Here is a 26,350-nt window from a genome sequence, read left to right as displayed (position 1 = left end):
GCTCCAGCCTGCTAGAACGGCGAGTGTTCCACCTGCCAGGCAGGGGTCCTGCCCGGGTCCGCGACGAGCGTGCAGGGCACGGTCACCACCCGTTCCACCGTTTGCAGGGTCTCCTTCACCGGCTGCGCGTGCGAGGTGAGGACCGGACCGGGCGCCTGCTCGTTCTTCACGACCAGCGCAGGGAGGTCCAGGACGTACACCGGCTGCTCCGGCTTGCTGTACGCGGGGTTCGTGATGAAGCCGTCCACGCCCATGATCAGCCGGTCGACGCGGTCCGGCGGGTACGGCGGGGCCTGCACCGCCCAGACCGACACGTCCCTGTCCCCGCCGGAACCGAGGTCGTTCCAGATCTCTCCCCCGATGCGGGCTTCCCGTACGTACCTGTGACCGCCGACGGCGTCCTTGCGGACACACGCATACTGCGCCGGATTAGGACTGTTGTAGCCGGAGACGAAGACGTCTCCGAGCGCGACGTAGCCAGAAGGCGGCACTGGACGCCACACCGAGCCGTCCTTGTCGGAGCCAGTCCCGTGGTCACCCCAGATCTTCGTGAAGCCCGTGGGCGGCCTCAGCAGCCCGTCACCGGGACTGACGGCGCGGACCTGGATTGCCGCGACCTTGCCGTTGATGTCGTCGAAGGACGGCCGGCCCAGCTGAGCCAGCGTCTTCCATTCCCCGATCGATCCGAACCCGCCCACGTTGTAGGCGGCGAAGTTCTTGTCCGCTCCCGACCCCACGTCAGCCCAAGCGAGAGTGAACTGAGAGGTCACCCTGATCTCAAGCCCGCCGTACCGCGCAGTGTTCATGCAAAGGCGTGCACATCGCCGCAGCGCGAGACTCGTCCGCGCACCGGGCACGCTGGGGCAAGGCGTCGAGGGGCTGATCACCACATCGGGGGTGACGAACTTGTAAAGCCAAGGTTGTCGGTTCGAACCCGACAGTCGGCTCTGTGCCTGAGCACGGACAACGCCCCGGACGGCTCCCGTCCGGGGCGGTCGACATCCACGGCGGACATCAGCCGGACGCCATGTCGACGAGGTCAATGGACCGGCTGCTCCGGAGGCCGTGGCTGCCAAGCGGGCCAGGCTCACCGCCGAGCCGCCCGGCGCCGGGGCAGCCGTGTGAGGTTCCTTGGCCCGGTCCGTCGCCCGTGACGGTGACACGCCGGACGGCCCGTCAGTGAGAGGGAGTTGGCCTCATGCGGTGGACCGACCATGGTGAGCGGCAGATCTACAGCAACCCGTGGGTCAACCTGTGGCTCGTGGACGTCCAGCAGCCCGATGGGCACCGCTGGGAGCACCACGTCTTCCGCGCCGACGACGCGACGTACGCGCTGCCGCAGGCGTCGTCGAGTTTGCCCTGCTGGAGCTGAGGATGGCCCGGTTCTGTGTCTACGGTGAGCGCGGACCGGCTCCCGGAGCGTGCGTTTGATGCGAGGTTCTCGAGTTCCCCGCTCCTCGGTTGAGGCGAACGGCAACCGGGCATGGCTAGGGCTTGTGCGGCCGATCATGAGGGGCTGGGTCCTCGGGGGAGGAAGTCAACCCGAAGCATCGTTGGCCCTCCGTGTGGGTTACGGCCCTTCCGGCCTCAAAGGACCCCCTGCAAAACGCCTGATCCCCCAGCTTTCAAGGGCGGACAGCAATAAACATCGCTTTTTGGATAATTAAAGCATCCAATCAAAATATGGGATTGTTTGGGTGTTCTGTTGCTCGCCAAGTACCTGCGTACAGCGTCCGAAGCGAAGGGGCATACGCATGGCTGAGTGGAAGAACATCTCTGGTGGACTCACGACGATTTCGGTCGGCTCCAGGACTCACGTCTGGGGAGTGAACTCCCTGGGGCAGATCTACCGTTACACCGGCTACGACGCCAGCCCCTGGATCGGCATCCCGGGCAGTGCGGTCGACATCGGCGTCGCCGCCGACGGCACCGTGTGGCACGTCAACTCTGCCGGGGCCATCTACCGCTACACCGGAGACCAGAGTTCAACCACCTGGGTCAACATCTCCGGTGGCCTGAGCCGGATCTCGGTCGGCTCCAGGACCCACGTCTGGGGGGTGAACTCCTCTGGCCAGATCTACCGTTACACCGGCTATGACGCGAACCCCTGGGTCGGCATCCCGGGCAGTGCGGTCGACATCGGCGTTGCTGCCGACGGCACCGTGTGGTGCGTCAACTCTGCCGGGGCCATCTACCGCTACACCGGAGACCAGAGTTCAACCACCTGGGTCAACATCTCCGGTGGCCTGAGCCGGATCTCGGTCGGCTCCAGGACCCACGTCTGGGGCGTCAACTCCTCGAATCAGTTGTACCGGTATACCGGCTATGACGCGAACCCCTGGGTCGGCATCCCGGGCAGTGCGGTCGACATCGGCGTTGCCGCCGACGGCACCGTGTGGCACGTCAACTCCGACGACGCCATCTACCGCTACATCGGAGACCAGCCGAGCTGACGAGTCGGCGATTGTGCGTGGGGTCCCGATCCGCAAGGACCGGGAACCCACGTAAGAATTGGCATGTCCAACCGGCGCGTTTTGGTGGGGTCAGCCGAGCTTGAGGAGTAGGTCGGTCAGCTCGGTCGGCATGGTGATCATGCAGTCGTGGCCGGTCGGCAGTTGCCAGACCTGGGACGGGGTGCCGTTGGGCTGTGTCGGGGGGACGGGGCGTCGGGGCCAGCCTTTGGGCTCGCCGACGACGCAGTGGATGTGCGTCCGGGGGATCGTGTTCACGGCCGGGTTGTCCAGCCGGGCCGGTTGCTGGAGGCAGCGTACGGACTGGTCCGACAGGGTCGTGCGCAGCCAGGCGGCGTCTGCCGGGTCGGTGACCCCGAACAGGCCCGTGGGCGGCGGCATCTCGGGCAGCGGCGGGACCCGCCAGCCGCTCTCGGACTGGAGGGCGCGGTCGATCAGGTCCTGGGTTATGGGCATGACGTCGGCCGCGCTCTCGCCGTCCTCGGGGACCATCGCGTCGAGGTAGACCAGGTGCGCGATCCGGTCCGGGATGCGGTTGGCCGCGGAGGAGATGACCATACCGGCGTAGCTGTGGCCCACGAGGATCACCTCGGTGAGGTTCTCGTCGGTGATCAGCCTGACGATGTCGTCTACGTGGGTGTCGAGCCCCACGTCGCGGCTGAGCAGATGCGCCCGGTCGCCGTGGCCGGTGAGGGATGGCGCGAGCGCCCGGTGTCCGGCTGAGGCGAGTAGCGGGACCACTCGCTCCCAGCACTGTCCGCTGTGCCAGGCGCCGTGTACCAGCAGATACGTTGACATGATCGTTGCTCCTCATCGTGTCTGTCCCTGGTGGGCCACCCTGCCGCTCGGGCTCCGGGCGAGCCAGAGCCCCCGTGATCCTGGGGGTGGCAGGACCAGGCACGGGCGCGACGGCGCGATTACCGTCGACGCATGAGCGACGAACCGAACCTGCTGGGCGATTACGTACGCGCCCGCCGCGAGCTCGTCACCCCGGAGCAGGTCGGCATTCCCGCCGTGGGGCTACGGCGCGTGCCGGGGCTGCGCCGGGAAGAGGTCGCGATGCTCGCGGGCATCAGCGCCGACTACTATCTGCGCCTGGAGCAGGGCCGCGACCGCAACCCCTCCGTGCAGGTCCTGGAGTCCCTCGCCCGCGTGCTGCGGCTCGACGACGAGGCGACGGCGCACCTGTTGCGCCTCGGCGCCGCCAAACCCCGACGGCACCGGCGCCGATCCCGGAGGGAGACCGTCCCAGCGGGCATCGTCCAGCTCGTCGCCACGCTCTCGCTCCCCGCGCACGTCGAGGGCCGCTACTTCGACGTGCTCGCCGCCAACGCCTTGGCGACCGCCTTGTCACCGCGCTTGGCGGTGGGAGCCAATCGCCTGCGCGACCTGTTTCTCGACCCCGCCGAGCACGCGCTCTACCCGGACTGGGAGAGCGCGACCGTGGACCTGGTCGCCGGTTTCCGGGAGTCCGTCGGCACCGATGCGGACGACCCCCGCTTCATCGAACTCGTCGGCGAACTCTCCCTCGCCAGCCCTCGCTTCAGCCGCCTCTGGGCCCGGCACGACGTACGAACGTGCGCGGGGGCGTCCATGCGCATCGACCATCCCCAGGTCGGCGCCCTGCAACTGAAAGTGGAGCGGCTGGGTGTCAGCGCCGCGCCCGGCCAGGTGCTCGTCATCCACCACCCGGCCCCCGGCACCGACAGCGCCGACAAACTGGCTTTGCTCGCCTCCGCCAGCCAGACGCGAGCGGATGCCGAGTGCGGCGTGCGGACGCCGTGAGCTGGCGCCGGGACGCTGCGTTGCGAGGCTGAGTCAGGCGTGGGGCGCGTGATCGAGGAGGTTCTCGCGGCCCCAGGCGCCTAGTGGGGCCAGGGCCTCGTTGAGGGTGGTGCCTCGTGGGGCCGAAGCGGTGGGGGCGGACGTGGAGCCCTCCAGCTCGTCACTGACGTGCAGGGTAACTACCCCACTTAAAAGTGGGTACTTGGCGACTCGGCGTTCAGCGATGAGTCTTGCGGCATGGGACATGACGCAAAGAAGATCAGTGTGCTTGGGCTTGGTGCGATGGGTGCCGCCATCGCCCGTGAGTGGCTGGCGGCTGGGTATGAGGTGACGGTGTGGAACCGTACCGTGGGGCGGGCGGAGCCGCTTGTCGGCGAGGGGGCGACGGTTGCGGGGGCGGTTCGCGAGGCGGTGGCGGCTAGTGGGCTTGTGGTGGTGTGCCTGCTCGATGACGCCTCGGTCGGGGAGGTTCTGGCCGACGTCGATCTGACGGGCAAGGATCTGGTCAACGTCACCACGAGCACGCCTGGGCAGGCCCGTGAGCGGGCGGAGTGGGCGGGCGCGCGCGGGGCGCGGTATCTGGGCGGCGGGATCATGGCCGTTCCGCCGATGATCGGGGTCCCGGATTCGGGCGCGTACGTCTTCTACAGCGGGTCGCCGGAGCTGTTCGCGGCGCACCGCGAGGTGCTCGCCGTCCCGGCGGGCACCAGGTATGTCGGTGAGGATCCGGGCTCGGCCGCGCTGCATGATGTGGCGCTGCTGAGCGCCATGACGGGCCTGTTCGCCGGGGTGTCGCACGCCTTCGCGCTGATGCGCGGGACGGAGGTCGCTCCGAAGGAGTTCGCGGGCCTGCTGATTGAGTGGCTGACCGCCATGGCGCCTTACGCGAACGAGGTCGCCGCGCAGTTGGAGACCGGCGACTACACCCTCGACGTGACGTCGAACCTCGCCATGATGGTGGAGGCCAACGGGACGTTGCTGCGCACCGCCGAGGAGCAGGGCGTCAGCCCGGAGTTGCTCACTCCGTTCATGGCGCTCATGGAGCGTCGTCTCGCCGCGGGGCACGGCGACGAGGGCACGACCGGGGTGATCGACCTGCTGCGCCGCTGAGTCAGGTCAGGCCGCGCGGCCGAAGGTGCGGAGTCGGGTGAAGGAGGACTCCAGGCCGCGCTTCAGCAGTCGCGCCGCCGGGCGTTCCACGAAGCGGTGCACCAGCCAGCTCAGGGCCAGGAAGCCGGAGATGACGAGGGCGAGGAGCAGGCGGGGGTCCATGGTGTCGTGGAGGCGGCTGATCAGCGACACGCCGGCGACGTAGTGCATCAGGTAGAGCGGGTAGGTGAGGCAGCCCGCGGTGACCAGCCACTTCCAGCGGATGCGGTCGGTGTAGCCGAGCGCGACGGCCACCATGACGAGCAGGAACACCGTGAAGATCAGGACGGCGCCGCGCCAGCTGGAGACGTCTTCGTACGCGACCCGCAGCGCCAGTTCGCGCTGGCCCATCAGCCAGGCCATGGCGAGGATGCCCCAGAGCAGCAGGTCCTGGCCGAAGCGGTGCATGAGGTAGAGGGCGAGGCCCGCGATGAAGTACCAGGCGCCGCTCGGGTCGGCCGCCAGGACCAGGAGCGGGAACTTGGACACGGGGGCGAGCATCGCGGCCGCGCCCCATACGCAGCAGAAGACGACGACCCTGCGGTACGTCAGGCCCATGGCGACCACGACCATGAAGAGAAGGTAGAAGCGCAGCTCCGACCAGAGGGTCCAGTAGACGAGGTCGACGTCGGGCACGTTGGAACCCGACTGGAGCATGGTGAAGTTGAGCAGGATGTCCCGCCCCGGAGGCCGTTCCCATACGCCCGGCAGCGCGATCATGCTGGCCGTGGTGAAGGCCACGCCGACCCAGTACGCGGGGTAGAGGCGGATCACGCGGGAGACGAAGAAGTCCTTTGGGGTGCGGCCCCAGCACGACATGCAGATGACGAAGCCGCTGATCACGAAGAAGATCTCCACGCCGATCCAGCCGAAGGACGCGAAGCGGAACAGCGAGGGCATGATCTCGGAGGCCGGGCGGTCCCAGATCGCGTTGCCCGGCTGGTTGGCGCGGTTGGTGCCGGCGTAGTGGTGCAGGGCCACCATGAGGGCGGCGACCAGGCGGATGCCGTCGATGACGTACAGCCGGGGCCGGGCCCGACGGGCCCGCCGAGCCGTGACGGGCTTCCGGGGCGGGGCCGCCCGCGGCGGTGGCTCGGCCACGGCGACGCCGCCGTGAGCGCCGCCTCCGTGCGATTCGACGGTCGGGGGAAGCGGCTGCTGAAACCTGACCTGCATCAGACCTGCGTCATCCTCACGAGGGGGAACCGACGGAACCTGGGCGCGACCTTGGGCGCGACGGCCACGGGCGGTTCACGCTACGTCCCTTGGGGGCGGCCTGGACCGGACAGACGGCGGCAATTCGGGCAGGGCGGAGGCGTCGTTCCGGAAAGCCTCCTGGACACGCCGCGCAGTGTTCTCCGACGCTTCACCCCGCCCGCCCGCCCTGCCCGCCCTGCCCGCCCGCCCCGCCCCGCCCGCCCCGCCCGCCCGGAGCAGGAGCGAGCGGGCGCGGGTGTTGTCGGTTTTGACGTGAGTGGGCGAAGGGGCGTCAAGGGCGGGCGGTTGTGATCCGGTGTGGTGCTTGATTGATCGATAGGGGTCAGGGGCGCGTGGCGGGCGGGGTACCGGCGTAGGCTCGCGGCGCACGTTTGCGTGATGGAGTGTCAGGAGCTGTAGTGATGACCGAGCAGTTCTCCGCCCACGACGGGCCCCTGATCCCGATGCCGGTCCTCACTCCGTCGGCGCTGCGGGCGGCGGTCGCTCAGATCGCGCCCGGGGAGCTGCCCGCCTTCGTCGAGCATCTGGACCGGGCGGTCGAGCAGGCCGCCCGGAACGGCACGATCGCTCCGTTGCGTACGTTCCTCCAGTGGTGGGGCGAGTTCGTCGCCATCCAGCGGTACCCGGCCCGGGCCGCGCGGCTGCGGGAGTTGGAGGTCGTGGCCGAGGAGGCGACGGACCGGGAGGCGCTGGGGTCGGCGCTGGCCGAGATGCGGCAGATCATGGACGCGGCGCATCGGGAGACGCCCGCAGTAGGGCGGTAGCCGCCTCGCGCATCTGGTCTTCGACGGCGGGGGCTTGGCCTTGGAGCTCCTCCCAGGCGAGCTGGAGGCCGAGGAAGCGGTCGGTGACGCTCGTGGCGTGGGGGGACCGCTCGAGGTGGGAGGCGCACCAGTAGATCTGGTCGCTCGCGTCGTACGGGGAGAGTTCTCCGCGGAGCAGGGACTGTGCGGCCCAGCGCATGCGGTGGTGCCAGGCGGTCTCCGGGTCGGGCCGGGGGAAGCCGAGTTCCGCCATGGCCTGCCAGAAGAGTTCGCGGGACGCGTCGGCGCGGGACAGCCCGGCCAGGGTACGGAGGGCCGGGCTGTCCACGCCGCGGGCGAGGGCTTCGGCGGCGAGCATGGGCAGCTCATGGGTCGACTGTTCTCCGAGGACGAGGTCGACCGCCGTTTTGCGCAGGTGCTTCACGGGGTGACCGTAAGCCGCGAACCCGGTGGCGTCAGGTCAATTTCGCTTCGCTATGCGCTCCCGGGCGACGGGATAGGCCCACGCATGGGTCGACGCCTTCTTGCCGATATTGGGCGCGGTGCTCCCGGGCTGGTTCGCTGAGCTGCCTGGACGCATCGGTCGCAGCGGGCCGAAATGCCTTGCGGGCGGGGAGTGTAGGGGGAAGCGCAGGGCGGGGTGGGTGCTTTTGTGCACTCCTGACGAACGCATTTTTTTGCAGCAGGCAAAGTTTAGTGTTTCGCGTACTCCAGCACCCCCCCACCAGGAGGCACGATGACAACTCATGGGCGCAGCAGTCGCGGCGCAGCGTCGAACCGCAGCCGCATGATGGCCGTCGGGGTCGCCTTGGCGGCGGTGGTCGCGGGGGCGGGGATCTGGGTCTCCCAGGCGGATGACGGGGGGAGCCAGTCGGTGGCGGACAGCGGCATGCCGTCCGCGCACGGCGGGGCCGGGGCCGGGGCGGCGGCTTCGGGGGCGGAGGCCGCCAATTCGGGGCCGCTGAGCGAGCTGGACAAGACGTTCCTGGTCAAGGTCCGCCAGGCCGGGCTGTGGGAGATCCCGGCCGGGCGGATGGCGCAGAACCAGGCGTCGAGCGAGGCGATCAAGCGGGCCGGGATGCATCTGCTGGATGGGCACAGCAAGCTCGACCAGCTGGTGCGCGAGGATGCGAAGGCGCTGTCCGCTCCCATACCGGACGAGGCCAGCGCCGAACAGCAGGAGTGGGTCGAGCAGATGAAGAACGCGGACGGCGAGAAGTTCGACCAGCTCTTCGTGGATCTGCTGCGCGCCTCGCACGGGAAGATCTTCATCACCATCGGCGAGGTCCGCGCCGCCACCAAGAACCATATGATCCGGCGGCTGGCCAAGGTGGCCAACAACACCGTGATGGACCACATGGAGGTGTTGGAGGACACCGGGCTGCTGACGGACGCCGTGCTGGATGATGTCGCGGCCAGCGTGCCCAAGTAGCAGGGTCTGGTGAGGCGCCGGGTCAGGGGATCAGTACGACCTTTCCCATCGTCGCCCGCGTCTCCAGCGCCCGGTGCGCCGCGGCCGCCTCGGCGAGGGGGAAGCGGTGCACGGAGGGTACGAGGCGGCCGCTCGCCGCCTCTGCCATCGCGCGCTCCTCCAGGGTGCGCATCGGGTCCGGGCCGCCCGCCTTCTCCAGCATCGGCGGGCCGAGGACGGACCGCGAGGTGATGCCGCGCGCTGCCAGCTCCCCTTCGGCGAACTCCAGCGGTCCGCCGCTGAGCAGACCGCCCGAGGACCAGCCGAAGACGAGATGGCGGCCGCCGGGCCCGAGCAGGTCGACGGCCGCGCGGCCGGGCTCACCGCCCACCCCGTCGAAGAGGACGGTGGGGTGACGGGACGGGCCCAGTGCCGTGCGGACCTGCTGCGGCCAGGCCGGGTCGTCGTAGTCGACGGCGAGATCCGCGCCCAACTCGCGGACGCGCGCCAGCTTCGCCGGGCCGCCCGCGAGCCCCACGACGGTGGCGCCCGCGTGCTTCGCGTACTGGACCACGAGCTGGCCGATGCCGCCCGCCGCCGAGGTCACCAGGGCCACGTCGTCGGCGGTCAGCTCCGCGAACTGGAGGATGCCCATGGCCGTACGCCCCGTACCGATCATGGCGACGGCCTGTGCCGCGTCCAGTGACTCCGGTATGGCGTGCAGCTTGGCGGCGGGGGCCACGGCCAGTTCGGCGTAGCCGCCCGGGACCATGCCGAGGTGGGCGACGACGCGTCTGCCGAGCCACGCCGGGTCGGTGCCCTCGCCCAGGGCGTCCACGGTGCCCGCGACCTCGCGGCCGGGGATGGTGGGCAGGTCGGGGGCGGTGTGGACGGCGGTGGTCAGGCCCTCGCGCAGCGCGGTGTCCAGCAGGTGCACCCCGGCGGCGGCGACCGCGATGCGTACCTGGCCGGGGCCGGGCTCGGGGTCGTCGGTCTTCTCGTACGTCAGGTTCCCGGCGGGGCCGAAGGCGTGCAGGCGGACGGCGTGCATGGCGTCTCCCAGAGCTTGAACGAGTGGTGCGCGACCATGCCGTCAGCCTCCGACTTCAACCATGGTTCAAGTCAAGGGAACCAAGGGAACAAGGGATCAGACGCGGGGGAAGCGGGCCTGGAGGTCCCAGACCACCGGGTTGTCGCCCAGCCCCTCGTGCATGTCGACGAGGTCGGCGATCAGATCCTGGAGGAAGTCGCGGGCCTCGCGGCGCAGCGCGGAGTGCTGGAAGGTCAGCGGTGCCTCTTCGAGCGGCACCCAGTCGGCGGTGATGTCGACCCAGCCGAAGCGGCGCTCGAAGAGCATGCGGTCGGCCGATTCGGTGAAGTCCAGCTCCTCGTGGATGGCCCGGGCGGACCGGCTGCCGCGCGGGTCGCGGTCCAGCCGTTCCACGATGTCGCACAGCGCCCAGGCGAAGTCGAGCACCGGAACCCATCCCCAGGCTGTGGACAGTTCGCGGTCGGCCACGGTGTCGGCGAGATAGACGTCGCCGCAGAACAGATCGTGGCGCAGCGCGTGCACGTCCGCGCTCCGGTAGTCCGTCTGCGGCGGGTCCGGGAAGCGGCGGGAGAGGGAGTAGCCCAGGTCGATCACGGGGTTGATGGTGTCATGGGGGCCCGGTGGGACAAGGGGGCAGGGCACCGGGGCGGGCCCGGCGCCCTGGGGGGTGTCTTGCCGATCATGCCGGGCTGATCGACAAGACACCCACTACGCCCCAGCAGCTCGGCGCCGGCGCCTCAGGCACCGGCGCCTCAGTGGCCGCGCGCGATCCACTCCTCCAGGTGCGGCGCCTCGTCCGCGATCAGCGTCGGGTCGCCGTGCCCGGTGCGGACGACGGTCTGCGGCGGCAGGGCGAACAGCCGCTCCCGGATGGACTCGATGATCGTCTCGAACGAGGAGTACGAGCGCCCGGTGGCGCCCGGTCCGCCCTGGAAGAGGGTGTCCCCGGAGAACACGGTGGTCAGGGCGGGGGCGTGCAGGCAGACCGCGCCGGGGGAGTGGCCGGGGGTGTGCAGGACGCGCAACTGCGTACCGCCGACGGTGAGCACGTCGCCGTCGGCCAGCGGCTTGTCCGGGGCGCGGTTCGGGTGGCGCATCCGCCACAGCACCTCGTCGTCCGGGTGCAGCAGGATCGGGGCGCCGGTGCGGTCGGCGACGTCCGGGGCCGCGTCGATGTGGTCGTCGTGGCCGTGCGTGCAGATGATGCCGAGCAGTCGGCGGTCGCCGATGGCCTCGATGATCGCGTCCGCGTCGTGGGCGGCGTCGATGACGTACGCCTCGTGGTCGTCGCCGATGAGCCAGACGTTGTTGTCGACGTCCCAGGTGCCGCCGTCCAGCGAGAAGGTGCCGGAGGTGACCAGGTGGTCGATGCGTACGGGCGGAGGGGTCATCGCGGTGTCACCGTCAGGGGTCATCAGAGCATCACCACCGAGCGCAGGACGTCGCCGCGGTGCATCTTCTCGAACGCCGCCTCGATGTCGTCGAGCCCGATGGTCTCGCTGACGAAGGCGTCCAGGTCGAGCCGTCCCTGCTGGTAGAGGTCGATCAGCAGGGGGAAGTCGCGGGACGGCAGACAGTCCCCGTACCAGGAGGACTTGAGGGCTCCGCCGCGTCCGAAGACGTCGATGAGCGGCAGTTCGAGCTTCATCTCCGGGGTGGGCACGCCGACCAGGACGACGGTGCCGGCCAGGTCGCGGGCGTAGAAGGCCTGGCGGTACGTCTCGGGGCGGCCGACCGCCTCGATCACCACGTCCGCGCCGTTGCCGTCAGTCAGTTCGCGGATGGCCTCGACCACGTCGGTGGTCTTGCCGTTGACGGTGTGGGTGGCGCCGAGCGAGCGGGCCTGCTCCAGCTTCCGGTCGTCCACGTCCACCGCGATGATCTTCGCGGCACCGGCGAGCCGGGATCCGGCGATCGACGCGCCGCCGACTCCGCCGCAGCCGATGACCGCGACCGCGTCGCCGCGCCCGACGTTGCCGGTGTTGATGGCGGCGCCGATCCCGGCCATCACCCCGCAGCCGAGCAGCCCGGCGGCGGCCGGGGAGGCGGCCGGGTCGACCTTGGTGCACTGGCCCGCCGCGACCAGCGTCTTCTCGGCGAACGCGCCGATGCCGAGGGCCGGGGTCAGGGCGGTGCCGTCGGTGAGCGTCATGGGCTGGGACGCGTTGTGGGTGGCGAAGCAGTACCAGGGGCGGCCGCGGCGGCAGGCCCGGCACTGGCCGCACACCGCGCGCCAGTTGAGGATCACGTAGTCGCCGGGGGCCACCTCGGTGACACCGTCGCCGACGGACTCCACGACGCCCGCCGCCTCGTGCCCGAGGAGGAACGGGAATTCGTCGTTGATGCCGCCTTCCCGGTAGTGCAGATCGGTGTGGCAGACGCCGCACGCCTGGACCTTCACCACCGCCTCGCCCGGGCCGGGGTCCGGCACCACGATCGTCTCGATCCGGACCTGCTCGCCTCGGCCGGGGGCCACCACGCCGCGTACGTGTTGAGTCATGGGAGCAGCGTAAGGGCCGATCAGCGGCTGTGACAGGAACTCCGGGGGACCGCATCGGGCCGCACCGGAATCGCCGGTGCGGCCCGTTCCGCTTCACTTCACGGTGGTCTTCACTTCACGGTGGTCTTCACTTCACGGTGGTCTTCACTTCACGCTGATCTTTACTTCACGTTGATCGCGGTCCAGGCGGCGGCGACGGCCTTGTACTCGGTGCTGTTCGCCCCGTAGAGGTCGGTGGCGGCACTGAGGGTGGCGGTGCGGGCCTGGGCGTACTTGCTGGTGGAGGTCAGGTACGTGGTCAGGGCCTTGTACCAGATCTTGGTGGCCTTGTCCCGGCCGATGCCGGTGACCGTCGAACCGTCGTACGTCGGGCTGTTGTAGCTCACGCCGTTGATGGTCTTCGCACCGCTGCCCTCGGACAGCAGGTAGTAGAAGTGGTTGGCGGGCCCGGACGAGTAGTGGACGTCGATGTTGCCGAGCGTCGAGGACCAGTAGTCGCGGGACGCGCCGTCCTTGCTGGGCTTGTCCTGGTAGCGCAGCGGAGTGCCGTTGCCGTTGATGTTGATCTTCTCGCCGATGAGGTAGTCGCCCACGTCGGAGGAGTTGGCGGAGTAGAACTCCGTGGCGGTGGCCATGATGTCGGAGGTCGCCTCGTTGAGGCCGCCGGACTCGCCGCTGTAGACGAGCTTGGCGGTGGCGGCGGTGACGCCGTGGGTCATCTCGTGGCCGGCCACGTCCATCGAGGTGAGCGCGTTGGCGTTGCCCGAGCCGTCGCCGTACGTCATGCAGAAGCAGGAGTCCTGCCAGAACGCGTTGACGTAGTTGTTGCCGTAGTGGACGCGGGAGTACGAGCCCACGCCGTTGTTCTTGATGCCGTTGCGGCCCAGGACCTCCTTGTAGAAGTCCCAGGTCTCGGCGGCGCCGTAGTGCGCGTCCACCCCGGCGGTCTGGCGGCCGCCGCCCCAGACGTCGTCGGCGTCGGTGAAGAGCGTGCCGGTGCCCGACGACCCCTGGTTCAGGTCGTACGTCTTGTGGTTGCCGCGGGTGCCGTCGGTGAGGTTGTACGTGGAGCCGCTCTTGGTGGTGCCGAGCGGCACCGTGCCGCTGTACTTGCTGGTGCCGGTCCCGGTGTGGACGGTCTCGTTCTCGGCCAGCTTCTTGCCGGTGGCGGCGTCGGTGATGACGTGCAGCTCGCTCGGCGTGCCGTCCTTCTGGGTGCCGGTGACGACGGTCTCCCAGGCCAGCACGGGCTTGCCGGCCGCGGCCCAGACCACCTTGCGCGGCGACTTGGCCTTCTCGCCGGAGTCGGCCGAGGTCGCGGCCTTCAGCGCGGCCTTGGAAGTGGCGGAGGCGGACACCGCGGCGTCCGTGCCGGCCACGGCTATCTTCGCGCTGGTCGCCTTGGTGACGGTGCGGGCGCCGCTGGGCTTCTCGTGGACGACCAGGTCGCCGCCGAGGACGGGCAGCCCGTCGTAGGTGCGCTCGTAGCGGGTGTGCACGGTTCCGTCGGCGTCCTTGATGACGTCGCGTACGAGGAGCTTCTCCTTGGCCCCGAGCCCCAGGTGGTCGGCCTGGGCGGAGGCATCGGCCTGCGCCGCCTTGATCGAGGCGGTGCGCTCCGCGGGGGTCAGCATCAGCGCGGTCGCGCCTGCCTCACGGGAGCTGTCCGGCTGGGCGTTGGCCGAGCCGGTCTGGATGCCGATGACGACCATGGCGGCGGAGGCGACGAACGCGGCCGCGCGGATGGTCTTCTTGCGGGGGGAGGAAGCGTGAGGTCTCACTCGGTCTCCTTGCTGAGGGGCCGCGGGATCGCAGCCCTGTGTAGGGGGTGCGGACAGCCGTGGGTGGACCGTCCGGTCGAGCAGGAGTGGTGCGTGAGGTGCCAGTGACGCGCTTCGGTTCCGCGGCGAGAGGTGCCTGCCGGGCCGTGGGCCGGGCCGTGTGCACGCGGAACCAAGGACTTACCGCGGAGTCAGAAGAGACGCGCGGCGAGCCGAGCAGAGATTGTCATCGAACGATCCGTTCTGACAGGTGCGTAACAAGAATTTGACCGTTCGTTATTCAAGCAGGGCAAATTTCAGTCAGTCAGGCATAGCGGGGAAATGCCTGGTTGGTACGTACTTGTCGCGAAAAACGGCGAGGGCCGCCCCCTTGTCGGGGGCGGCCCTCGCCGCGTACTGCGCCAGGAAAACGTCAGACGTTGACGCCGAAGTCCTGCGCGATGCCCACCAGGCCCGAGGCGTAGCCCTGGCCGACGGCGCGGAACTTCCACTCGGCGCCGTTGCGGTACAGCTCGCCGAAGACCATGGCGGTCTCGGTGGCGGCGTCCTCGCTCAGGTCGTAGCGGGCGATCTCGGTGCCGCCGGCCTGGTTGACGATACGGATGAACGCGTTCCGCACCTGACCGAAGTTCTGGCTGCGCGACTCGGCGTCGTAGATCGAGACCGGGAAGACGATCTTGTCGATGTCGGCGGGCAGGGCCGCCAGGTTGACGTTGATCTGCTCGTCGTCGCCCTCGCCCTGACCGGTCACGTTGTCACCGGTGTGGACGATGCTCTGGTCTGGGGTGGCCTTGTTGTTGAAGAACACGAAGTGCTGGTCGGAGTAGACCTTGCCGTTGGTGTTGACGGCGATGGCGCTCGCGTCCAGGTCGAAGTCGGTGCCCGTGGTGGTGCGGACATCCCAGCCGAGGCCGACCGTGACGGCGGTCAGGCCCGGTGCCTCCTTGGTGAGCGAGACGTTGCCGCCCTTGGACAGGCTTACAGCCATGGGGAGTCCCTTTCGTGGTCTCGATGGTTCGAGTCGGCAGGCTTCGTCCATTGGCTCCGGGCGAAGTCACTGTCATCCTGCACAACGCCATCAGGGCACCCACAGGTTCCAGGTACCTTTACTTTCTTTGCCAAACCCTGATGGGGGTCCCCGGAGCACGCCCTCGGTCCCGGCAAAACGGGATGACGCCGCGGGGGTCGGCAGGTGACCATGGAGCCATGTCCGGGCCCTATGTCATCCGCGGTTCCGTCTCCCTGCCGGAGGCGGAGCTGATGTGGCGTTTCTCCCGGTCGTCCGGGCCCGGCGGGCAGCACGTCAATACGAGTGACAGCGCCGTCGAGCTGCGCTTCGACCTGGCCGCCACCGACGCGCTGCCGCAGGTGTGGAAGGAGCGCGCGCTGGAGCGGCTGGCCGGGCGGCTGGCCGACGGGGTGCTGACCGTGCGGGCGTCCGAACACCGTTCCCAGTGGCGCAACCGCGAGACGGCCGCCGTCCGGCTCGCCTCGCTGCTCGCGGAGGCGACCGCGCCGCCGCCCAGGCCGCGCCGCCCGACCCGGATCCCGCGCGGCATCAACGAGCGCCGACTGCGGGAGAAGAAGAAGCGGAGCGACACCAAGCGCGGGCGTTCGGGACGCGACTGGGGCTGAGGTCCCCTCCGTGCAGGGCGCTGAGCCCCTTAAGAGCACCGCCTCTTAAGGGCACCGCTTATTAAGGGCGCCGCCCATTAAGAGCACCGCCTATTCGAGCGTGCGGTAGCGGCCGCGGAAGTACATCAGCGGTCCGCCCTCGGTGCTCGGCGTCGTCGCCGACAGCACCCGGCCGACCACCAGGGTGTGGTCTCCGGCCGTCACCCGCTGCTCGGTGTGACATTCGAGCGTCGCCAGCGCCCCGGAGACCAGCGGAGCGCCCGACTCCGTGCCGTGGGTCACCGCCATGTCTTCGAACAGCAGTCGGTCGCTGATGCGCCCCTTCATGGCGAATCGTCCCGCTGTGGTCCGTTGACTTTCCGACAGCACCGACACTGCCCAGAGCGGCTGTCGTTCGAGCAGCTCGTCGAGCCGGGACCCGTTGCGAACGCTCACCATCACGAGCGGCGGGTCGAGCGACACCGACATGAACGCGGTGGCCGTCATGCCGACGTCCTCACCGCTCGGCCCCTCTTCCGGGTCGTGCGCGGTCACCAGCACCACACCGGCCGCGAGCCGCGACAGGGCGGCGCGGAAGTCGTCCTCACTCACCCCACCAGCATGCGGGACGGCGGGCCCGGCCGGGGCCGGGGCGGGGGTGGGGGCGGAAGGCGTCGTCTGAAACACGTTCTACACGCTAGCCGCGTCGCGCGGCCCCGCGCATCGGGCCACCGGACCACTCCGGACGTAGGTCTCCGGCCGTAGGCGGCCCGCTTGCGGAATTTGCGTTCAGAAAATGTAGGAGCGCTCCCACGCGGTCCTGGTGGGGTGTGAACACGGTCTGTGACATGAGTCACAGCAGCCAGTAATTGTTGACCCTGTGTACCGGGTGGGCAGCTCGCTGTGATTCAGTGGCCGTTGGCAATCGGACGACAAAGGAAGCCAGGAGTTGCTGTCGAGGTCTCGGGGGAGTGCGAGCGATGGAGGCCGAGTCGGAGCCCTATATCCGCCTTGCGACCCTGCGGCAGCTGCATCAGGTGGTCGCCGACCTGAACACCGCCCGCAGCCTCGCCGACACCCTTCAGACCGTCGCCGACGGCGTCATAGCCGGGCTCGGCTACGAGCTGTCGGCCGTCAATCTGGTCCGTCCGGACGGTGACCTGGTGGTCGCCGCCGTGGGCGGCAGCGCGGGCGCCGAGGCGCTGATGGCCGGACGGGTCGGCTCCCGCGCCTCCTGGGACCGCCGGCTGTCGATGGGCGACCGCTGGGGCGACCTGCGCTTCATCCCGCACACCGAGGGCTGGGTCCTCGACGATGACGACGTTCCGCAGTGGCACACCCCCGGCCCCGCGCCCCGCTTCGCCGACGAGTGGCACCCCATGGACCGCCTGTTCGCCCCCCTGCACGCGGCGGGCGGCTCCGGCGGCGAGCTGATCGGGGTCCTGTCCGTCGACAAACCGCGCAATGGGCGCCGCCCCGGCGCATGGGGGCGCGAGGCGTTGCAGATGTACGCCTTCCACGCCGCCATTGCGATCGGAAACGCACGGCTGCGCGGCAACATGCAGCGCGCCCTGCTGCGCCTGGAGCGCGAGCAGCAGGCCCTCCGGGCCAGTGAGGAATCCTTCCGTCAGGCGTTCGAGTACGCCCCCAGCGGCATGGCCATCGCCGAGATGGGCGGCGATCAGCACGGTCATCTGCTGCGCACCAACGACGCCCTGTGCCGGCTGCTGGGCCGCCCCGCCTCGGCGATGCGCCGCTACTCGTTCGCCGACCTCGTCCACCCCGAGGACATCGGCACCCTGCTGCGCACCTCCCACGAGGGCGGCCGCTCCGAGCTGCGGCTCGCCCGCCGCGACGGCACGTACGTCTGGGTGTCGCTCCGCAACTCGGTGGTCGCCGACGCCGCCGACGGCCCGCGCTTCCTGCTCACCCACGTCGAGGACATCGAGGAGCGCAAGCGCCATGAGCTGGCCCTCGCCCACCGCGCCAGCCATGACTCGCTGACCGGTCTGCCCAACAGCGCCGAGCTGCGCACCCGCCTCGGCAGCAGGCTGTGCGCCCATCCGCCGCAGGGCGGCCGGGCGGAGTTCGCCGATGGCCTGCCGGGAGCGGACGGCCTGCCGGGAGCGGACGGCGGCGCGGGGCGGACGCTCGCCACGGACGGCTTTCCGCTCGGCTTCGACGAGTTCGAGGGCTTCGGCTCGCCGCCCCCGCCCGCCGCGGGCGGGGTCCCGTTCGACCACCATGTGCACACCTTCGCGCCCAACGAGGATGACGACGTCGACGACGGCCACAAGGGGCTCGCGGTCCTCTTCTGCGACCTCGACGGCTTCAAGTCGATCAACGACCGGTTCGGCCACCACGCGGGTGACGCGGTTCTCATCGAGGTCGCCCGCCGCCTCACCAACGGGGTGCGGGACGGCGACACCGTCGCCCGGCTCGGCGGTGACGAGTTCGTCGTCCTCGCCGACGGCCTCGGCCGGGCGGACGCCCAGGACCTGGCCGTCCGGCTGCGCAACGCGATCCTGCCGCCCATCCGGGTCGACGGCCGTGCGGTGCGGGTGGGGGCCAGTTTCGGCATCGGCTGGGCGGGCTGCGGCATGTCGGCCGAGGAGGTTCTGCACTCCGCCGACCAGCGGATGTACGTCGAGAAGCGGTCCCGTTCGAAGGAGCGCAGACGAGCCGGGTGAGGGCCGGACGGGCCATGGCCGGGAAGGTCGGCAGCCCGCCCCGCTCCGATCGAGGTACGCTGCGTCGATGCGGCCCTGCCGCCGACAGTGAACCGATCATGAATATTGGCCATCCGGATAGCCCACGCCCTGTTGAGGCCCTGTCGGCCCTGATATGAGCTGTCGTGGCGCGTACGCACACCTGAGCGCCGATGGCCATATGCATAGGGGAGTGACCAGGGATGACGGCCGGCAACAACGGCTCGGACACACCGGAGAACGACGACCCGTTCGCCTATCTGTACCGCACGGAGGGCGATGAGGGCGGGCAGGGCGGCCAGTCGGGTCAGCCGGGTCCCGCCCGTACCGGTGGGTACGGCTACCCCGGTCCGGCCGGCCGGCAGCAGCCGGGGGTGCCCCGCACCTCGTACAACCACGTCCGCGCGGTCGGCGAGCGCAACTACGGCCAGCAGATCCCGAACCAGCAGCCGCAGGGCTACGGGCAGCCGGGCCAGCAGGGCTACGGGCAGCAGAACGCCCACTACGCCGCCCCCGAGACGCTGCCCGGCGGCGGCAGCCCCCGTCAGCCCGCCCCCGCCCCGCGCGGTGGCGGCCGCGGCCCCAACAACCGGGGGCTGCTGATCGGCGCCGTCTCCGTGGTCGCGGTGGTCGTCATCGGCATCGGCGTCGCGATGCTCACCAACAGTGGCGGCAACGAGAACGACAAGGGCGACCAGGCCGGCGGAAAGCCCACGGCGGCATCCAGCGTCGAGCCCAGCGAGAAGCCGGAGCCCTCCAAGAAGCCCGCCGCCGAGCTGCCCAAGGAGGACGCGGCCAACATGTCGCTCGGCGGCGGCGCGGCCCCGGCGAGTGACGTCAAGGGCGCCAAGTCCAAGGGCGGCACGTACGTCGGCGTCAACAGCCCCGGCTCCTCGGCGACCTGGGACGTGGACGTCGACCGGGCCAAGGCGTACAAGCTGTACGTGCGCTACGGCGTGCCCGGCGAGGACCAGAGCCTGTCGCTGACGGTCAACGGCAAGAAGTCGACCCGGCCGATCAGCATGAAGAACTTCTCGAACGCGCCCAAGGGCGACTACGAGAAGGGCTGGACGTACTCGTGGTCCATCGTCCAGCTCAGCCAGGGCAGCAACACGATCACCCTGTCCTGCGGCGACGGCGACAAGTGCGACGTCAACCTCGACCAGATGTGGCTGAAGAAGGGCTGACGGCACGCGGGACGGCAGCCCATAGGCGCCGTCCCGCTTCCTCAGGCCGCCGTCGGGTGCTCGGTGACCTCGACCCGGTCCAGCAGCTCCGCGTAGACCGCCCGGTCGAACTCGCCCGCCACCGGTGCCCGCACGGCCGCCGCCGACAGGGCCACCGCGCGCGCTATCCGCTCGGGCCAGGGCGCCTCGTCCACCAGCCCGGACAGCAGCCCCGCCACCGCCGCGTCCCCGGCGCCCGTCGGATTGCCCGCCAGGCGCTCCGGCGGCGCCGCCCGCCAGGCGCCCTGGGCCGTGATCGCGAGCAGTCCGTCCGCGCCGAGCGAGGCGGCCACCGCGCGCGCCCCGCGCCGCCGGGCGTCGCGCGCGGCGCGCAGCGGCTCGGTGGAGCCGGTGAGCCCGGCCAGCTCCTCGGCGTTGGGCTTGACGATGTCGGGGCGGGCGGCGACGCCGCGGCGCAGCGGTTCGCCGCTGGTGTCCAGCAGGGTGGGGACGCCCGCGGCCCGGGCCTCGCGGATGAGCTGGGCGTACGTACCGACCGGGACGCCGGGCGGCAGGCTGCCGCACAGCGCGACCGCCGTGGCCTCGCGCAGCAGCCCGGCGTAGGCGTCCATGAAGGCGGCCCACTCGGCGGAGGTGACGGCCGGTCCGGCCTCGTTGAACTGGGTGGTGTCGCCCGACGCGGTGTCGACGACGCCGAGGGTGCGCCGGGTGGTGCCGGCGATCGGCACCAGCGCGTCGGTGATCCGCCCGCCGCCGGTGTCCGTGGCGGCGTCCGTGTCCGCATCCTCTGCCAGCAGATCGCGGACCACCGTGCCGGTCACCCCTCCGGCGAAGCCGGTGACGGTGGTGTGGTGGCCGAGTGCGGCGAGGACGCGCGCGACGTTGATGCCCTTGCCGCCGGGCCGTTCGGTGACGTCGGTCACGCGGTGGCTGGCGTGGGGGCGCAGTCGAGGCACCCGGTAGGTGATGTCGAGGGCGGTGTTGAGCGTGACCGTCAGGATCACCCGGCATCTCCTCTCCCGTCCCCCCGCCGGACGGAGATTCCTGTGCTGAAAGCGTGTGGCTGGGTGCCGAGCGGCGCCCGCGCGTGAGCGATCATGCCAAAGGCGCGGCGCCCGGCCCACCCCTTTGGGATGACCGGGACGCCCAATCATGGTGCGAAATCGGCCAATTCGGGGTCAGCGGGGCGCGGCGTACGGGGCAGCGGCTCCCTTACCGCGGCTCGCTACCGCGGGTCGACCACCCAGTCGCCGCGCCGCATCACGCCCCGCAGCCGGAAGTCGGCGTCGAGGACGACGAGGTCCGCGTCCTTGCCCGCCTCCAGCGACCCCACCCGGTCGTCCAGCCCCAGCACCCGCGCGGGGGTCGCGGACAGCGCCCGGACCGCCTGGTCCACGCCGAGCCCGTCGACCGTGACGGCCCGCCGGAAGGCGTGGTCGAGGGTGAGGGTGGAGCCCGCGATGGAACCGGCCGTGGGCCCGTCGCTGATCCGCGCCACGCCGTCCTTGACCTCGACCTCCATCGGGCCGAGCGGATAGCGCCCGTCGCTCATGCCCGCCGCGCCCATCGCGTCGGTGATGAACGCGACCCGGTCCGCGCCCGCGCGCCGGAAGGCCAGCTGGAGCACGGCGGGGTGCAGATGCGTCCCGTCGTTGATCAGCTCGATGGTGATCCGCTCGTCCTCCAGCAGCGCGGCCACCGGGCCGGGCTCGCGGTGCAGCAGCGACGGCATCGCGTTGAACAGGTGGGTCGCCACGGTCGCGCCCGCCTCCACGGCGTCCCGGGTCGCCTCGTACGTCGAGTCGGTGTGGCCGACCGCCGCCAGGACGCCGCTGTCGGCCAGCAGCCGTACGGACTCCAGCCCGCCCGGCAGCTCGGGCGCGAGCGTCATCATGCGCGCGGTGCCGCGCGCCGCGTCGATCAGCTTGCGCACGTCCGCCGGGTCGGGGTCGCGCAGCAGCGACGGCTGGTGGGCGCCGCAGCGGTGCGGGGAGATGAACGGCCCCTCGAAGTGGATGCCCGCCAGCTCGCCGTCCTCGGCCAGCTCGGAGAGCACCGCCGCCTGCCGGGCGAGGTCGTCGAGGTCGCCGGTGACGGTGGAGGCGAGCGTCGTGGTGGTGCCGTGCGCGCGGTGCGTCCGGATGACGGTCAGCGCCTCCTCGGCGGTGCCCGTGGAGAACGAGGCCCCGCCGCCGCCGTGGAGGTGCAGGTCGACGAAGCCGGGGACGATCCAGCAGCCGGACAGATCGCGCACGGTGTCGCCCGCGCCCGCGCTGTCCCCGGCGGCCGTTCCGGCGATGCGGGTGCCCTCGACCGTCAGCGTGGCGTCCGTGCTGATCCCGGACGGCAGCACCACCCGGGCGCCTGTGAGAACCGTTCGCTGGACCATCAGCCGGATACCTCCGTGGACTGCGCGGGCTGCGCGTGGGATGAGGGGGACGTGGGCGACGGCGCGGGGTGCGGGGACTGTGCGGTGGACTGCGCGGTGGACTGCGCGGCGGACTGCGCGGCGACGAGATCCCAGGCGAGCAGCCCCGCGCCCAGGCAGCCCGCGGTGTCCCCGAGGGCCGCGGGGACGATGCGGGGGAGCGTCTGGAAGGTGATCCGCTCCTCGATCGCCGAGCGCAGCGGGGTGAACAGCGTCTCCCCGGCCTCGGCGAGCCCGCCGCCGATGATCAGCAGCTCGGGGTCCAGCAGGGTGAGGGCGGTCACCAGGCCGTCGGCGAGCGCGCCGGTCGCCTCCCGCCACACCGCCGCGGCCCGCGGGTCGCCGGACTCGACGGCCTTGGCGCAGTCGGCCGCGTCCGCGCCGGGCCCGCCGCCCGCCGCCGCCCAGGCCCGGCCCACCGCGGCGGCCGAGGCCAGCGTCTCCAGACAGCCGGACTGGCCGCAGCCGCACGGGGTGCCGCCGGGCCGTACGACGATGTGGCCGATCTCGCCGGAGTCGCCGTGGGCGCCCGGTTCGAGACGGCCCTCGATGCCGATGGCGCCCGCGATCCCGGTGCCCACCGACACGAACAGGAACCGGTCGGCGCCCCGGCCCGCCCCCAGCCGCCCCTCGGCCAGCCCGCCCGTCCGGACGTCGTGCCCGAGGGCGACCGGGGCGCCGCCCAGCCGCTCGGACAGCAGCGCGCGCAGCGGTACGTCGCGCCAGCCGAGGTTGGCGGCGAAGACGGCGACGCCGCGGTCCTGGTCCAGCACGCCGGGCACGCCGACCCCGGCGGCCGCGGCCGGTTCGCCGAACCGCCGCTCGCCGATGGCGCGCAGCTCGGCGGCGAAGTCGAGGATCGCGGCGACCACGGCCTCGGGTCCGTCTTCCCGCCCGGTGGGCCGCCTGGCCTCGTGCAGGAGTGTCCGGTCCGCCCCGACCAGGGCGGCCTTCATGCCGGTGCCGCCCACATCGAGGGCGATGACGTGTCTCACAGGGACAGTCTCCCGCGATCCACCACGAGAGGTCTAGTCCACTCGCCGGGTGGTTCTTCTTCGCAGGTAAGCGAGTTGTGACGACGTGACACATCCCACGTGAGGGTGTGCGATACGTCTGACCTGGCAAGGAGAGGTCCGATACCGAAGCGATACGCCCATGGTGTAGACCTTGTGGAGGTTTGCAAGGCAGACTCGCTCGACCTTCGCGAGAAGCATCGCGGAGGATGAATCAAGCCATAGGGTGGGAAAAGGCAGTGCAGCGGCGACGGTTCTTGAGTCTGACGACGGCTGGGGCCGCGACGGCGGTGGCGATGCCCGCGCTGTCCGCGTGCGGCAGCGATAGCTCCGGATCGGACGGGAACGTCCTGAAGGTGATCGCGGCGGACTACGGCGACAGCGCCGAGAACACCTCCCAGAAGTACTGGGACAAACTGGCCCGGGCCTTCGAGGCCAAGCACAGCGGCATCACGGTCGACGTCAAGGTCTACAGCTGGACCGAAGTCGACAAGAAGGTCGCCGACATGGTCAAGGACGGCGACAGCCCGGACATCGCGCAGATCGGCGCGTACGCCGACTACGCCGCCGCGGGCAAGCTCTACCGCGCCGACCAGATGCTCTCCATCCCCACCCAGGCCTCGTTCATCACCTCCATCGCCCAGGCGGGCGAGGTCAGCCGGGTGCTGTACGGGCTGCCCTTCGTCTCCAGCGCACGGCTGCTCTTCTACAACAAGAAGCTGTTCGACGAGGCGGGCATATCCTCCGCCCCCGAGAGCTGGGCGGACCTGAAGGACGCCGCGCAAGCGCTCAAGTCGGCCGGGGTGAAGATCCCCTACGGGCTACCGCTCGGCCCCGAGGAGTCGCAGGCCGAGGCCATGATCTGGATGCTCAGCGGCGGGGGCGGCTACACCGACTCCAACGGCAGCTACACCATCGACTCCACCGCCAACATCGAGACCTTCGAGTGGCTGCGGGACGAGCTGGTCGGCGCGGACCTCACCGGTCCGCGCTCCCCGGCCCGCACCAACCGCCAGGACGTCTTCAACGCCTTCACCCGCGGCGAGGTCGGCATGCTCAACGGTCACCCCACCCTGATGCAGCAGGCGTCCGGCCACGACATCGAATACGCCACCGCCCCGCTGCCCGGCCGCAAGGGCAAGTCCGCCTCCACGATGGGCGTCGCCGACTGGCTCATGGCCTTCAAGGCGAACGGCAAACGGAAGCAGATCGGGGAGTTCCTCGACTTCGTCTACCAGGAAAAGAACGTGCTGGACTTCGCCGACCAGTACGACCTGCTGCCCGTCACCACGGCCGTCTCCGCGACGATGCGCCACGAGCAGGAACACAAGAAGCTGTGGCGCTTCCTCGACCAGATGGACCAGGCCCACTTCTACCCCGCCGACAAGACCTCCTGGGCGAGCATCAGCAAGATGGTCAAGGAGAAGATCGGCTCGACGGTGACCAGGGGCGGCGACCCAGCGAGCGTCCTCGGCGAGATCCAGCGGGCGGCGGACGCCATGGAGACGGCCAACTCGTGACCGCCGAAGGACTCTCCGAACAGGACCTGGCCGTGCTCGCCGTCGAGCGCGGCGGCTGGCCGGGCCCGGGCGCCAAGGAACGGGCCATACGGGAGCGGCTCGGCATCACCCCGACCCGCTACTACCAGCTGCTCAACGCCCTGCTGGACGACCCCCGCGCGCTGGAACACGACCCGGTGACGATCAACCGGCTGCGCCGTCTGCGCGACGAGCGGCGCGACCGCCGCTGAGTTTTTTGGCGTCGTCCCCGGGTGGCCGACGCCGGTCGCCGGTACGGGTGCCGGTGGGCGGGGGCGGGTAGGGTCGCCGCATGGGCAGCCACCCCCTTCCCGTACCCGCCACCGCCGCCGGCCGCGAGGGCCTCGCCGCCCTCCTGGAACGGCCCGACCGGGCCGTCCTCGGGGTCGACTTCGACGGCACCCTCGCCGACATCGTCCCCGACCCCGACCAGGCCCGCGCCCACCCCGGCGCCGTCCCGGCCCTCGCCGCGCTGGGCCCCCGGCTGGGCTCCTTCGCGGTGATCACCGGCCGCCCGGCCGAAGTCGCCGTGCGCTACGGCGGCTTCGCGGACAGCGCCGCCCCGGCCAACCTCGTCGTCCTCGGCCTCTACGGCGCCGAGCGCTGGGACGCGTCCAGCCAGGCCGTCCAGACCCCCGAACCCCACCCGGGCATCGCCGCCGTCCGCGCCGAACTGCCGGGCGTCCTGGAGGCGAACGGCGCCTGGCACGGCACCTGGACCGAGGACAAGGGCCGCGCCGTCGCGGTCCACACCCGCCGCACCGAGAACCCCCAGGCCGCCTTCGACCAGCTCCGCGCCCCGCTCCAGGCACTGGCCGAGCGCCACGGCCTGATCGTCGAACCCGGCCGCCTGGTCCTGGAGCTGCGCCCGCCTGGCATGGACAAGGGCGTCGCCCTGCTGGAGTACGTCCGCGAGACCTCCGCGGGCGCGGTGCTCTACGCGGGCGACGACCTCGGCGACCTGGCCGCGTTCGCCGCCGTGGAGCGGTTGCGGAAGGAAGGCGTGCCGGGGCTGCTGGTGTGCAGCGGCAGCACGGAGGTGACGGCCCTGGCGGAGCGCGCGGACCTGGTGGTCGACGGCCCGGCGGGGGTTGTGGCCCTGCTGGAGGCCCTGGCCGCTGCGCTGCGCTGAGCCCCCACCCCACCCCTTCCCGAACCCAGGGGGCAGCCCCCCTGGACCCCCGGCCCGCCGGTCGGCGAAGCGACGCCGCGCCCCGCCGAGGCGCGGCAGCGCCGGAGCGGTGTCCGGGGAGCGGCGCCCTGCGAGCGGTGTCGGGGGCGGTGGGTTGAGAGTCCCCCACCCCGCCCCTTCCCGAACCCAGGGGGCACCCCCCTGGACCCCCGCCGCCGATGGGCGATGTGCCGCCGCTCGGCTACGAGGCGCGTGAGCGCGCCCGGGGCGGTGCCCGCAGGGCCGACCCCGCAGGCCGTGCACGGCTACGGCGGTGCCCCGGGGCCGGGTCCGGAGCGGTGCCGCGGCGACGGGAGGCGCGGGCCCGGCGCCCGGGACGGGCCGGGGCGCTGAGGCTGCGGGGCGGTGCTCGGGCCGGTGCGCCCGGGGCGGAGCCCGGTGAGCGGCGCCCGGGGCGGTGCGCCCGGACGGGCCGGGGTGGAGCCCGCGGGCGGTGCCGCGGTGTCGGGGTGGCGCGGGCTCGGCGGTTCGCCCCGGCGGTGCCCCGCCCACGCCCGCAGCGGTTCAGGGCGGAGCCCGGTGAGGGTCGGGGTCCGGGGC

The 26,350-nt window shown here is 71.1% G+C and carries 25 protein-coding genes and 1 pseudogene; 12 read left to right on the top strand and 14 right to left on the bottom strand.

Translation table 11 applies throughout. From position 1 onward, the window contains the following. Nucleotides 1-11 precede the first annotated feature (11 nt). On the bottom strand, nt 12-806 hold the full coding sequence (locus tag HYQ63_RS19790; protein ID WP_257231964.1) for a Vps62-related protein: 795 nt from the start codon (nt 804-806) through the stop codon (nt 12-14). A gap of 392 nt (nt 807-1,198) precedes the next feature. Here HYQ63_RS19790 and HYQ63_RS19785 point away from each other — a divergent pair. Together HYQ63_RS19785 and HYQ63_RS19780 are read left to right on the top strand one after the other, a co-directional pair. Then, nucleotides 1,199-1,312 (top strand): annotated as a pseudogene (locus tag HYQ63_RS19785) (NUDIX hydrolase); the annotation flags it as partial. A gap of 442 nt (nt 1,313-1,754) precedes the next feature. Next, complete coding sequence (locus HYQ63_RS19780) at nt 1,755-2,453, top strand: tectonin domain-containing protein (protein ID WP_179935163.1); 699 nt, start codon at nt 1,755-1,757, stop codon at nt 2,451-2,453. Nucleotides 2,454-2,543: 90 nt separating this feature from the next. Here HYQ63_RS19780 and HYQ63_RS19775 read toward each other — a convergent pair whose 3' ends face one another. Next, complete coding sequence (locus HYQ63_RS19775; protein WP_179935162.1) at nt 2,544-3,269, bottom strand: alpha/beta fold hydrolase; 726 nt, start codon at nt 3,267-3,269, stop codon at nt 2,544-2,546. A 132-nt stretch (nt 3,270-3,401) separates the two neighbouring features. Here HYQ63_RS19775 and HYQ63_RS19770 point away from each other — a divergent pair, with 132 nt between their 5' ends. Together HYQ63_RS19770 and HYQ63_RS19765 are read left to right on the top strand one after the other, a co-directional pair. Further along, nucleotides 3,402-4,256 carry a helix-turn-helix domain-containing protein gene (locus HYQ63_RS19770; protein WP_179935161.1) on the top strand — a complete coding sequence of 285 codons (855 nt, stop codon included), beginning with the start codon at nt 3,402-3,404 and terminating at the stop codon, nt 4,254-4,256. 237 nt (nt 4,257-4,493) lie between these two features. Further along, on the top strand, nt 4,494-5,366 hold the full coding sequence (locus HYQ63_RS19765; RefSeq protein ID WP_179935160.1) for an NAD(P)-dependent oxidoreductase: 873 nt from the start codon (nt 4,494-4,496) through the stop codon (nt 5,364-5,366). Between the two features lie 6 nt (nt 5,367-5,372). Here the strand turns inward: HYQ63_RS19765 and HYQ63_RS19760 are convergent, their stop codons facing one another. Beyond that, a complete protein-coding gene (locus HYQ63_RS19760; protein WP_179935159.1) occupies nt 5,373-6,581 on the bottom strand; it encodes an acyltransferase in 1,209 nt (402 codons plus the stop codon). A gap of 443 nt (nt 6,582-7,024) precedes the next feature. Between HYQ63_RS19760 and HYQ63_RS19755 the strand changes: the two genes are divergently transcribed. Beyond that, a complete protein-coding gene (locus HYQ63_RS19755) occupies nt 7,025-7,387 on the top strand; it encodes a DUF6247 family protein (RefSeq protein ID WP_179935158.1) in 363 nt (120 codons plus the stop codon). On the opposite strand, the gene HYQ63_RS19750 is transcribed toward HYQ63_RS19755, so the two are convergent. After that, entirely contained in the window at nt 7,344-7,811 is a 468-nt protein-coding gene (locus HYQ63_RS19750) for a hypothetical protein (protein WP_179935157.1), read from the bottom strand. The two genes, HYQ63_RS19755 and HYQ63_RS19750, sit on opposite strands and share 44 nt — an antisense overlap. A gap of 312 nt (nt 7,812-8,123) precedes the next feature. On the opposite strand from HYQ63_RS19750, the gene HYQ63_RS19745 reads away from it, so the two are divergent. After that, on the top strand, nt 8,124-8,819 hold the full coding sequence (locus tag HYQ63_RS19745) for a DUF4142 domain-containing protein (RefSeq protein WP_179935156.1): 696 nt from the start codon (nt 8,124-8,126) through the stop codon (nt 8,817-8,819). A gap of 22 nt (nt 8,820-8,841) precedes the next feature. On the opposite strand, the gene HYQ63_RS19740 is transcribed toward HYQ63_RS19745, so the two are convergent. From HYQ63_RS19740 to HYQ63_RS19715, 6 genes are all read right to left on the bottom strand, one after another. Further along, on the bottom strand, nt 8,842-9,849 hold the full coding sequence (locus tag HYQ63_RS19740; RefSeq protein WP_179935155.1) for a zinc-binding dehydrogenase: 1,008 nt from the start codon (nt 9,847-9,849) through the stop codon (nt 8,842-8,844). Between the two features lie 96 nt (nt 9,850-9,945). Continuing rightward, nucleotides 9,946-10,443, bottom strand: a complete 498-nt coding sequence (locus tag HYQ63_RS19735) for a hypothetical protein (protein ID WP_179935154.1) — start codon at nt 10,441-10,443, stop codon at nt 9,946-9,948. Between the two features lie 158 nt (nt 10,444-10,601). Then, the gene (locus HYQ63_RS19730) at nt 10,602-11,240 is read right to left on the bottom strand and encodes an MBL fold metallo-hydrolase (protein WP_179940311.1); all 639 of its coding nucleotides are present in this window, start codon (nt 11,238-11,240) and stop codon (nt 10,602-10,604) included. Nucleotides 11,241-11,263: 23 nt separating this feature from the next. Continuing rightward, nucleotides 11,264-12,349, bottom strand: a complete 1,086-nt coding sequence (locus tag HYQ63_RS19725; protein WP_179935153.1) for an S-(hydroxymethyl)mycothiol dehydrogenase — start codon at nt 12,347-12,349, stop codon at nt 11,264-11,266. Between the two features lie 161 nt (nt 12,350-12,510). Next, nucleotides 12,511-14,130 (bottom strand): M4 family metallopeptidase, encoded by a 1,620-nt coding sequence (locus HYQ63_RS19720; RefSeq protein WP_179935152.1) that lies wholly within the window; start codon nt 14,128-14,130, stop codon nt 12,511-12,513. Nucleotides 14,131-14,542: 412 nt separating this feature from the next. Then, the gene (locus HYQ63_RS19715; RefSeq protein ID WP_123106151.1) at nt 14,543-15,118 is read right to left on the bottom strand and encodes a TerD family protein; all 576 of its coding nucleotides are present in this window, start codon (nt 15,116-15,118) and stop codon (nt 14,543-14,545) included. Nucleotides 15,119-15,336: 218 nt separating this feature from the next. Here HYQ63_RS19715 and arfB point away from each other — a divergent pair, with 218 nt between their 5' ends. Next, entirely contained in the window at nt 15,337-15,765 is a 429-nt protein-coding gene (arfB, locus tag HYQ63_RS19710) for an alternative ribosome rescue aminoacyl-tRNA hydrolase ArfB (protein WP_179935151.1), read from the top strand. Between the two features lie 90 nt (nt 15,766-15,855). On the opposite strand, the gene HYQ63_RS19705 is transcribed toward arfB, so the two are convergent. Further along, nucleotides 15,856-16,431 (bottom strand): flavin reductase family protein, encoded by a 576-nt coding sequence (locus tag HYQ63_RS19705; protein WP_179935150.1) that lies wholly within the window; start codon nt 16,429-16,431, stop codon nt 15,856-15,858. 293 nt (nt 16,432-16,724) lie between these two features. Here HYQ63_RS19705 and cdgB point away from each other — a divergent pair, with 293 nt between their 5' ends. Further along, nucleotides 16,725-18,434 (top strand): diguanylate cyclase CdgB, encoded by a 1,710-nt coding sequence (gene cdgB, locus HYQ63_RS19700; RefSeq protein ID WP_179935149.1) that lies wholly within the window; start codon nt 16,725-16,727, stop codon nt 18,432-18,434. 221 nt (nt 18,435-18,655) lie between these two features. After that, nucleotides 18,656-19,639, top strand: a complete 984-nt coding sequence (locus tag HYQ63_RS19695; RefSeq protein ID WP_179935148.1) for a carbohydrate-binding protein — start codon at nt 18,656-18,658, stop codon at nt 19,637-19,639. 41 nt (nt 19,640-19,680) lie between these two features. On the opposite strand, the gene HYQ63_RS19690 is transcribed toward HYQ63_RS19695, so the two are convergent. The 3 genes from HYQ63_RS19690 to HYQ63_RS19680 form a co-directional block, all read right to left on the bottom strand. Next, on the bottom strand, nt 19,681-20,643 hold the full coding sequence (locus tag HYQ63_RS19690; protein WP_179935147.1) for a 1-phosphofructokinase family hexose kinase: 963 nt from the start codon (nt 20,641-20,643) through the stop codon (nt 19,681-19,683). Between the two features lie 221 nt (nt 20,644-20,864). Continuing rightward, a complete protein-coding gene (nagA, locus tag HYQ63_RS19685) occupies nt 20,865-22,028 on the bottom strand; it encodes an N-acetylglucosamine-6-phosphate deacetylase (RefSeq protein ID WP_179935146.1) in 1,164 nt (387 codons plus the stop codon). Next, nucleotides 22,028-23,062, bottom strand: a complete 1,035-nt coding sequence (locus tag HYQ63_RS19680; protein WP_179935145.1) for an ROK family protein — start codon at nt 23,060-23,062, stop codon at nt 22,028-22,030. The genes nagA and HYQ63_RS19680 overlap by 1 nt, the downstream gene beginning before the upstream one ends. Nucleotides 23,063-23,319: 257 nt before the next feature. Between HYQ63_RS19680 and HYQ63_RS19675 the strand changes: the two genes are divergently transcribed. The 3 genes from HYQ63_RS19675 to otsB all read left to right on the top strand — a co-directional run bounded on the left by HYQ63_RS19675 (nt 23,320) and on the right by otsB (nt 25,750). Beyond that, nucleotides 23,320-24,600, top strand: coding sequence for an extracellular solute-binding protein (locus tag HYQ63_RS19675; protein WP_179935144.1), 1,281 nt, complete (start codon nt 23,320-23,322; stop codon nt 24,598-24,600). After that, nucleotides 24,597-24,830 (top strand): DUF3263 domain-containing protein, encoded by a 234-nt coding sequence (locus tag HYQ63_RS19670; protein ID WP_179935143.1) that lies wholly within the window; start codon nt 24,597-24,599, stop codon nt 24,828-24,830. Before HYQ63_RS19675 ends, HYQ63_RS19670 begins: the two co-directional genes overlap by 4 nt. Before the next feature lie 80 nt (nt 24,831-24,910). Next, on the top strand, nt 24,911-25,750 hold the full coding sequence (gene otsB / locus HYQ63_RS19665; RefSeq protein WP_179935142.1) for a trehalose-phosphatase: 840 nt from the start codon (nt 24,911-24,913) through the stop codon (nt 25,748-25,750). The last annotated feature ends 600 nt before the right edge of the window (nt 25,751-26,350 follow it).

Origin of the sequence: Streptomyces sp. Rer75 (assembly GCF_013414305.1) — a bacterium.
Classification (GTDB): Bacteria; Actinomycetota; Actinomycetes; order Streptomycetales; family Streptomycetaceae; genus Streptomyces; species Streptomyces himastatinicus.
The sequence above is the reverse complement of the archived record's forward strand: the minus strand, read 5'-3'. Positions and strand labels throughout refer to the sequence as shown.

What these genes read in the sequence shown, in the direction of transcription:
- HYQ63_RS19790 (WP_257231964.1), bottom strand. Translation starts at nt 806, where the DNA reads ATGAACACTGCGCGGTACGGCGGGCTTGAGATCAGGGTGACCTCTCAG.
- HYQ63_RS19780 (WP_179935163.1), top strand. Translation starts at nt 1,755, where the DNA reads ATGGCTGAGTGGAAGAACATCTCTGGTGGACTCACGACGATTTCGGTC.
- HYQ63_RS19775 (WP_179935162.1), bottom strand. Translation starts at nt 3,269, where the DNA reads ATGTCAACGTATCTGCTGGTACACGGCGCCTGGCACAGCGGACAGTGC.
- HYQ63_RS19770 (WP_179935161.1), top strand. Translation starts at nt 3,402, where the DNA reads ATGAGCGACGAACCGAACCTGCTGGGCGATTACGTACGCGCCCGCCGC.
- HYQ63_RS19765 (WP_179935160.1), top strand. Translation starts at nt 4,494, where the DNA reads ATGGGACATGACGCAAAGAAGATCAGTGTGCTTGGGCTTGGTGCGATG.
- HYQ63_RS19760 (WP_179935159.1), bottom strand. Translation starts at nt 6,581, where the DNA reads ATGCAGGTCAGGTTTCAGCAGCCGCTTCCCCCGACCGTCGAATCGCAC.
- HYQ63_RS19755 (WP_179935158.1), top strand. Translation starts at nt 7,025, where the DNA reads ATGACCGAGCAGTTCTCCGCCCACGACGGGCCCCTGATCCCGATGCCG.
- HYQ63_RS19745 (WP_179935156.1), top strand. Translation starts at nt 8,124, where the DNA reads ATGACAACTCATGGGCGCAGCAGTCGCGGCGCAGCGTCGAACCGCAGC.
- HYQ63_RS19740 (WP_179935155.1), bottom strand. Translation starts at nt 9,849, where the DNA reads ATGCACGCCGTCCGCCTGCACGCCTTCGGCCCCGCCGGGAACCTGACG.
- HYQ63_RS19730 (WP_179940311.1), bottom strand. Translation starts at nt 11,240, where the DNA reads ATGACCCCTCCGCCCGTACGCATCGACCACCTGGTCACCTCCGGCACC.
- HYQ63_RS19725 (WP_179935153.1), bottom strand. Translation starts at nt 12,349, where the DNA reads ATGACTCAACACGTACGCGGCGTGGTGGCCCCCGGCCGAGGCGAGCAG.
- HYQ63_RS19715 (WP_123106151.1), bottom strand. Translation starts at nt 15,118, where the DNA reads ATGGCTGTAAGCCTGTCCAAGGGCGGCAACGTCTCGCTCACCAAGGAG.
- arfB (WP_179935151.1), top strand. Translation starts at nt 15,337, where the DNA reads ATGTCCGGGCCCTATGTCATCCGCGGTTCCGTCTCCCTGCCGGAGGCG.
- cdgB (WP_179935149.1), top strand. Translation starts at nt 16,725, where the DNA reads ATGGAGGCCGAGTCGGAGCCCTATATCCGCCTTGCGACCCTGCGGCAG.
- HYQ63_RS19695 (WP_179935148.1), top strand. Translation starts at nt 18,656, where the DNA reads ATGACGGCCGGCAACAACGGCTCGGACACACCGGAGAACGACGACCCG.
- nagA (WP_179935146.1), bottom strand. Translation starts at nt 22,028, where the DNA reads ATGGTCCAGCGAACGGTTCTCACAGGCGCCCGGGTGGTGCTGCCGTCC.
- otsB (WP_179935142.1), top strand. Translation starts at nt 24,911, where the DNA reads ATGGGCAGCCACCCCCTTCCCGTACCCGCCACCGCCGCCGGCCGCGAG.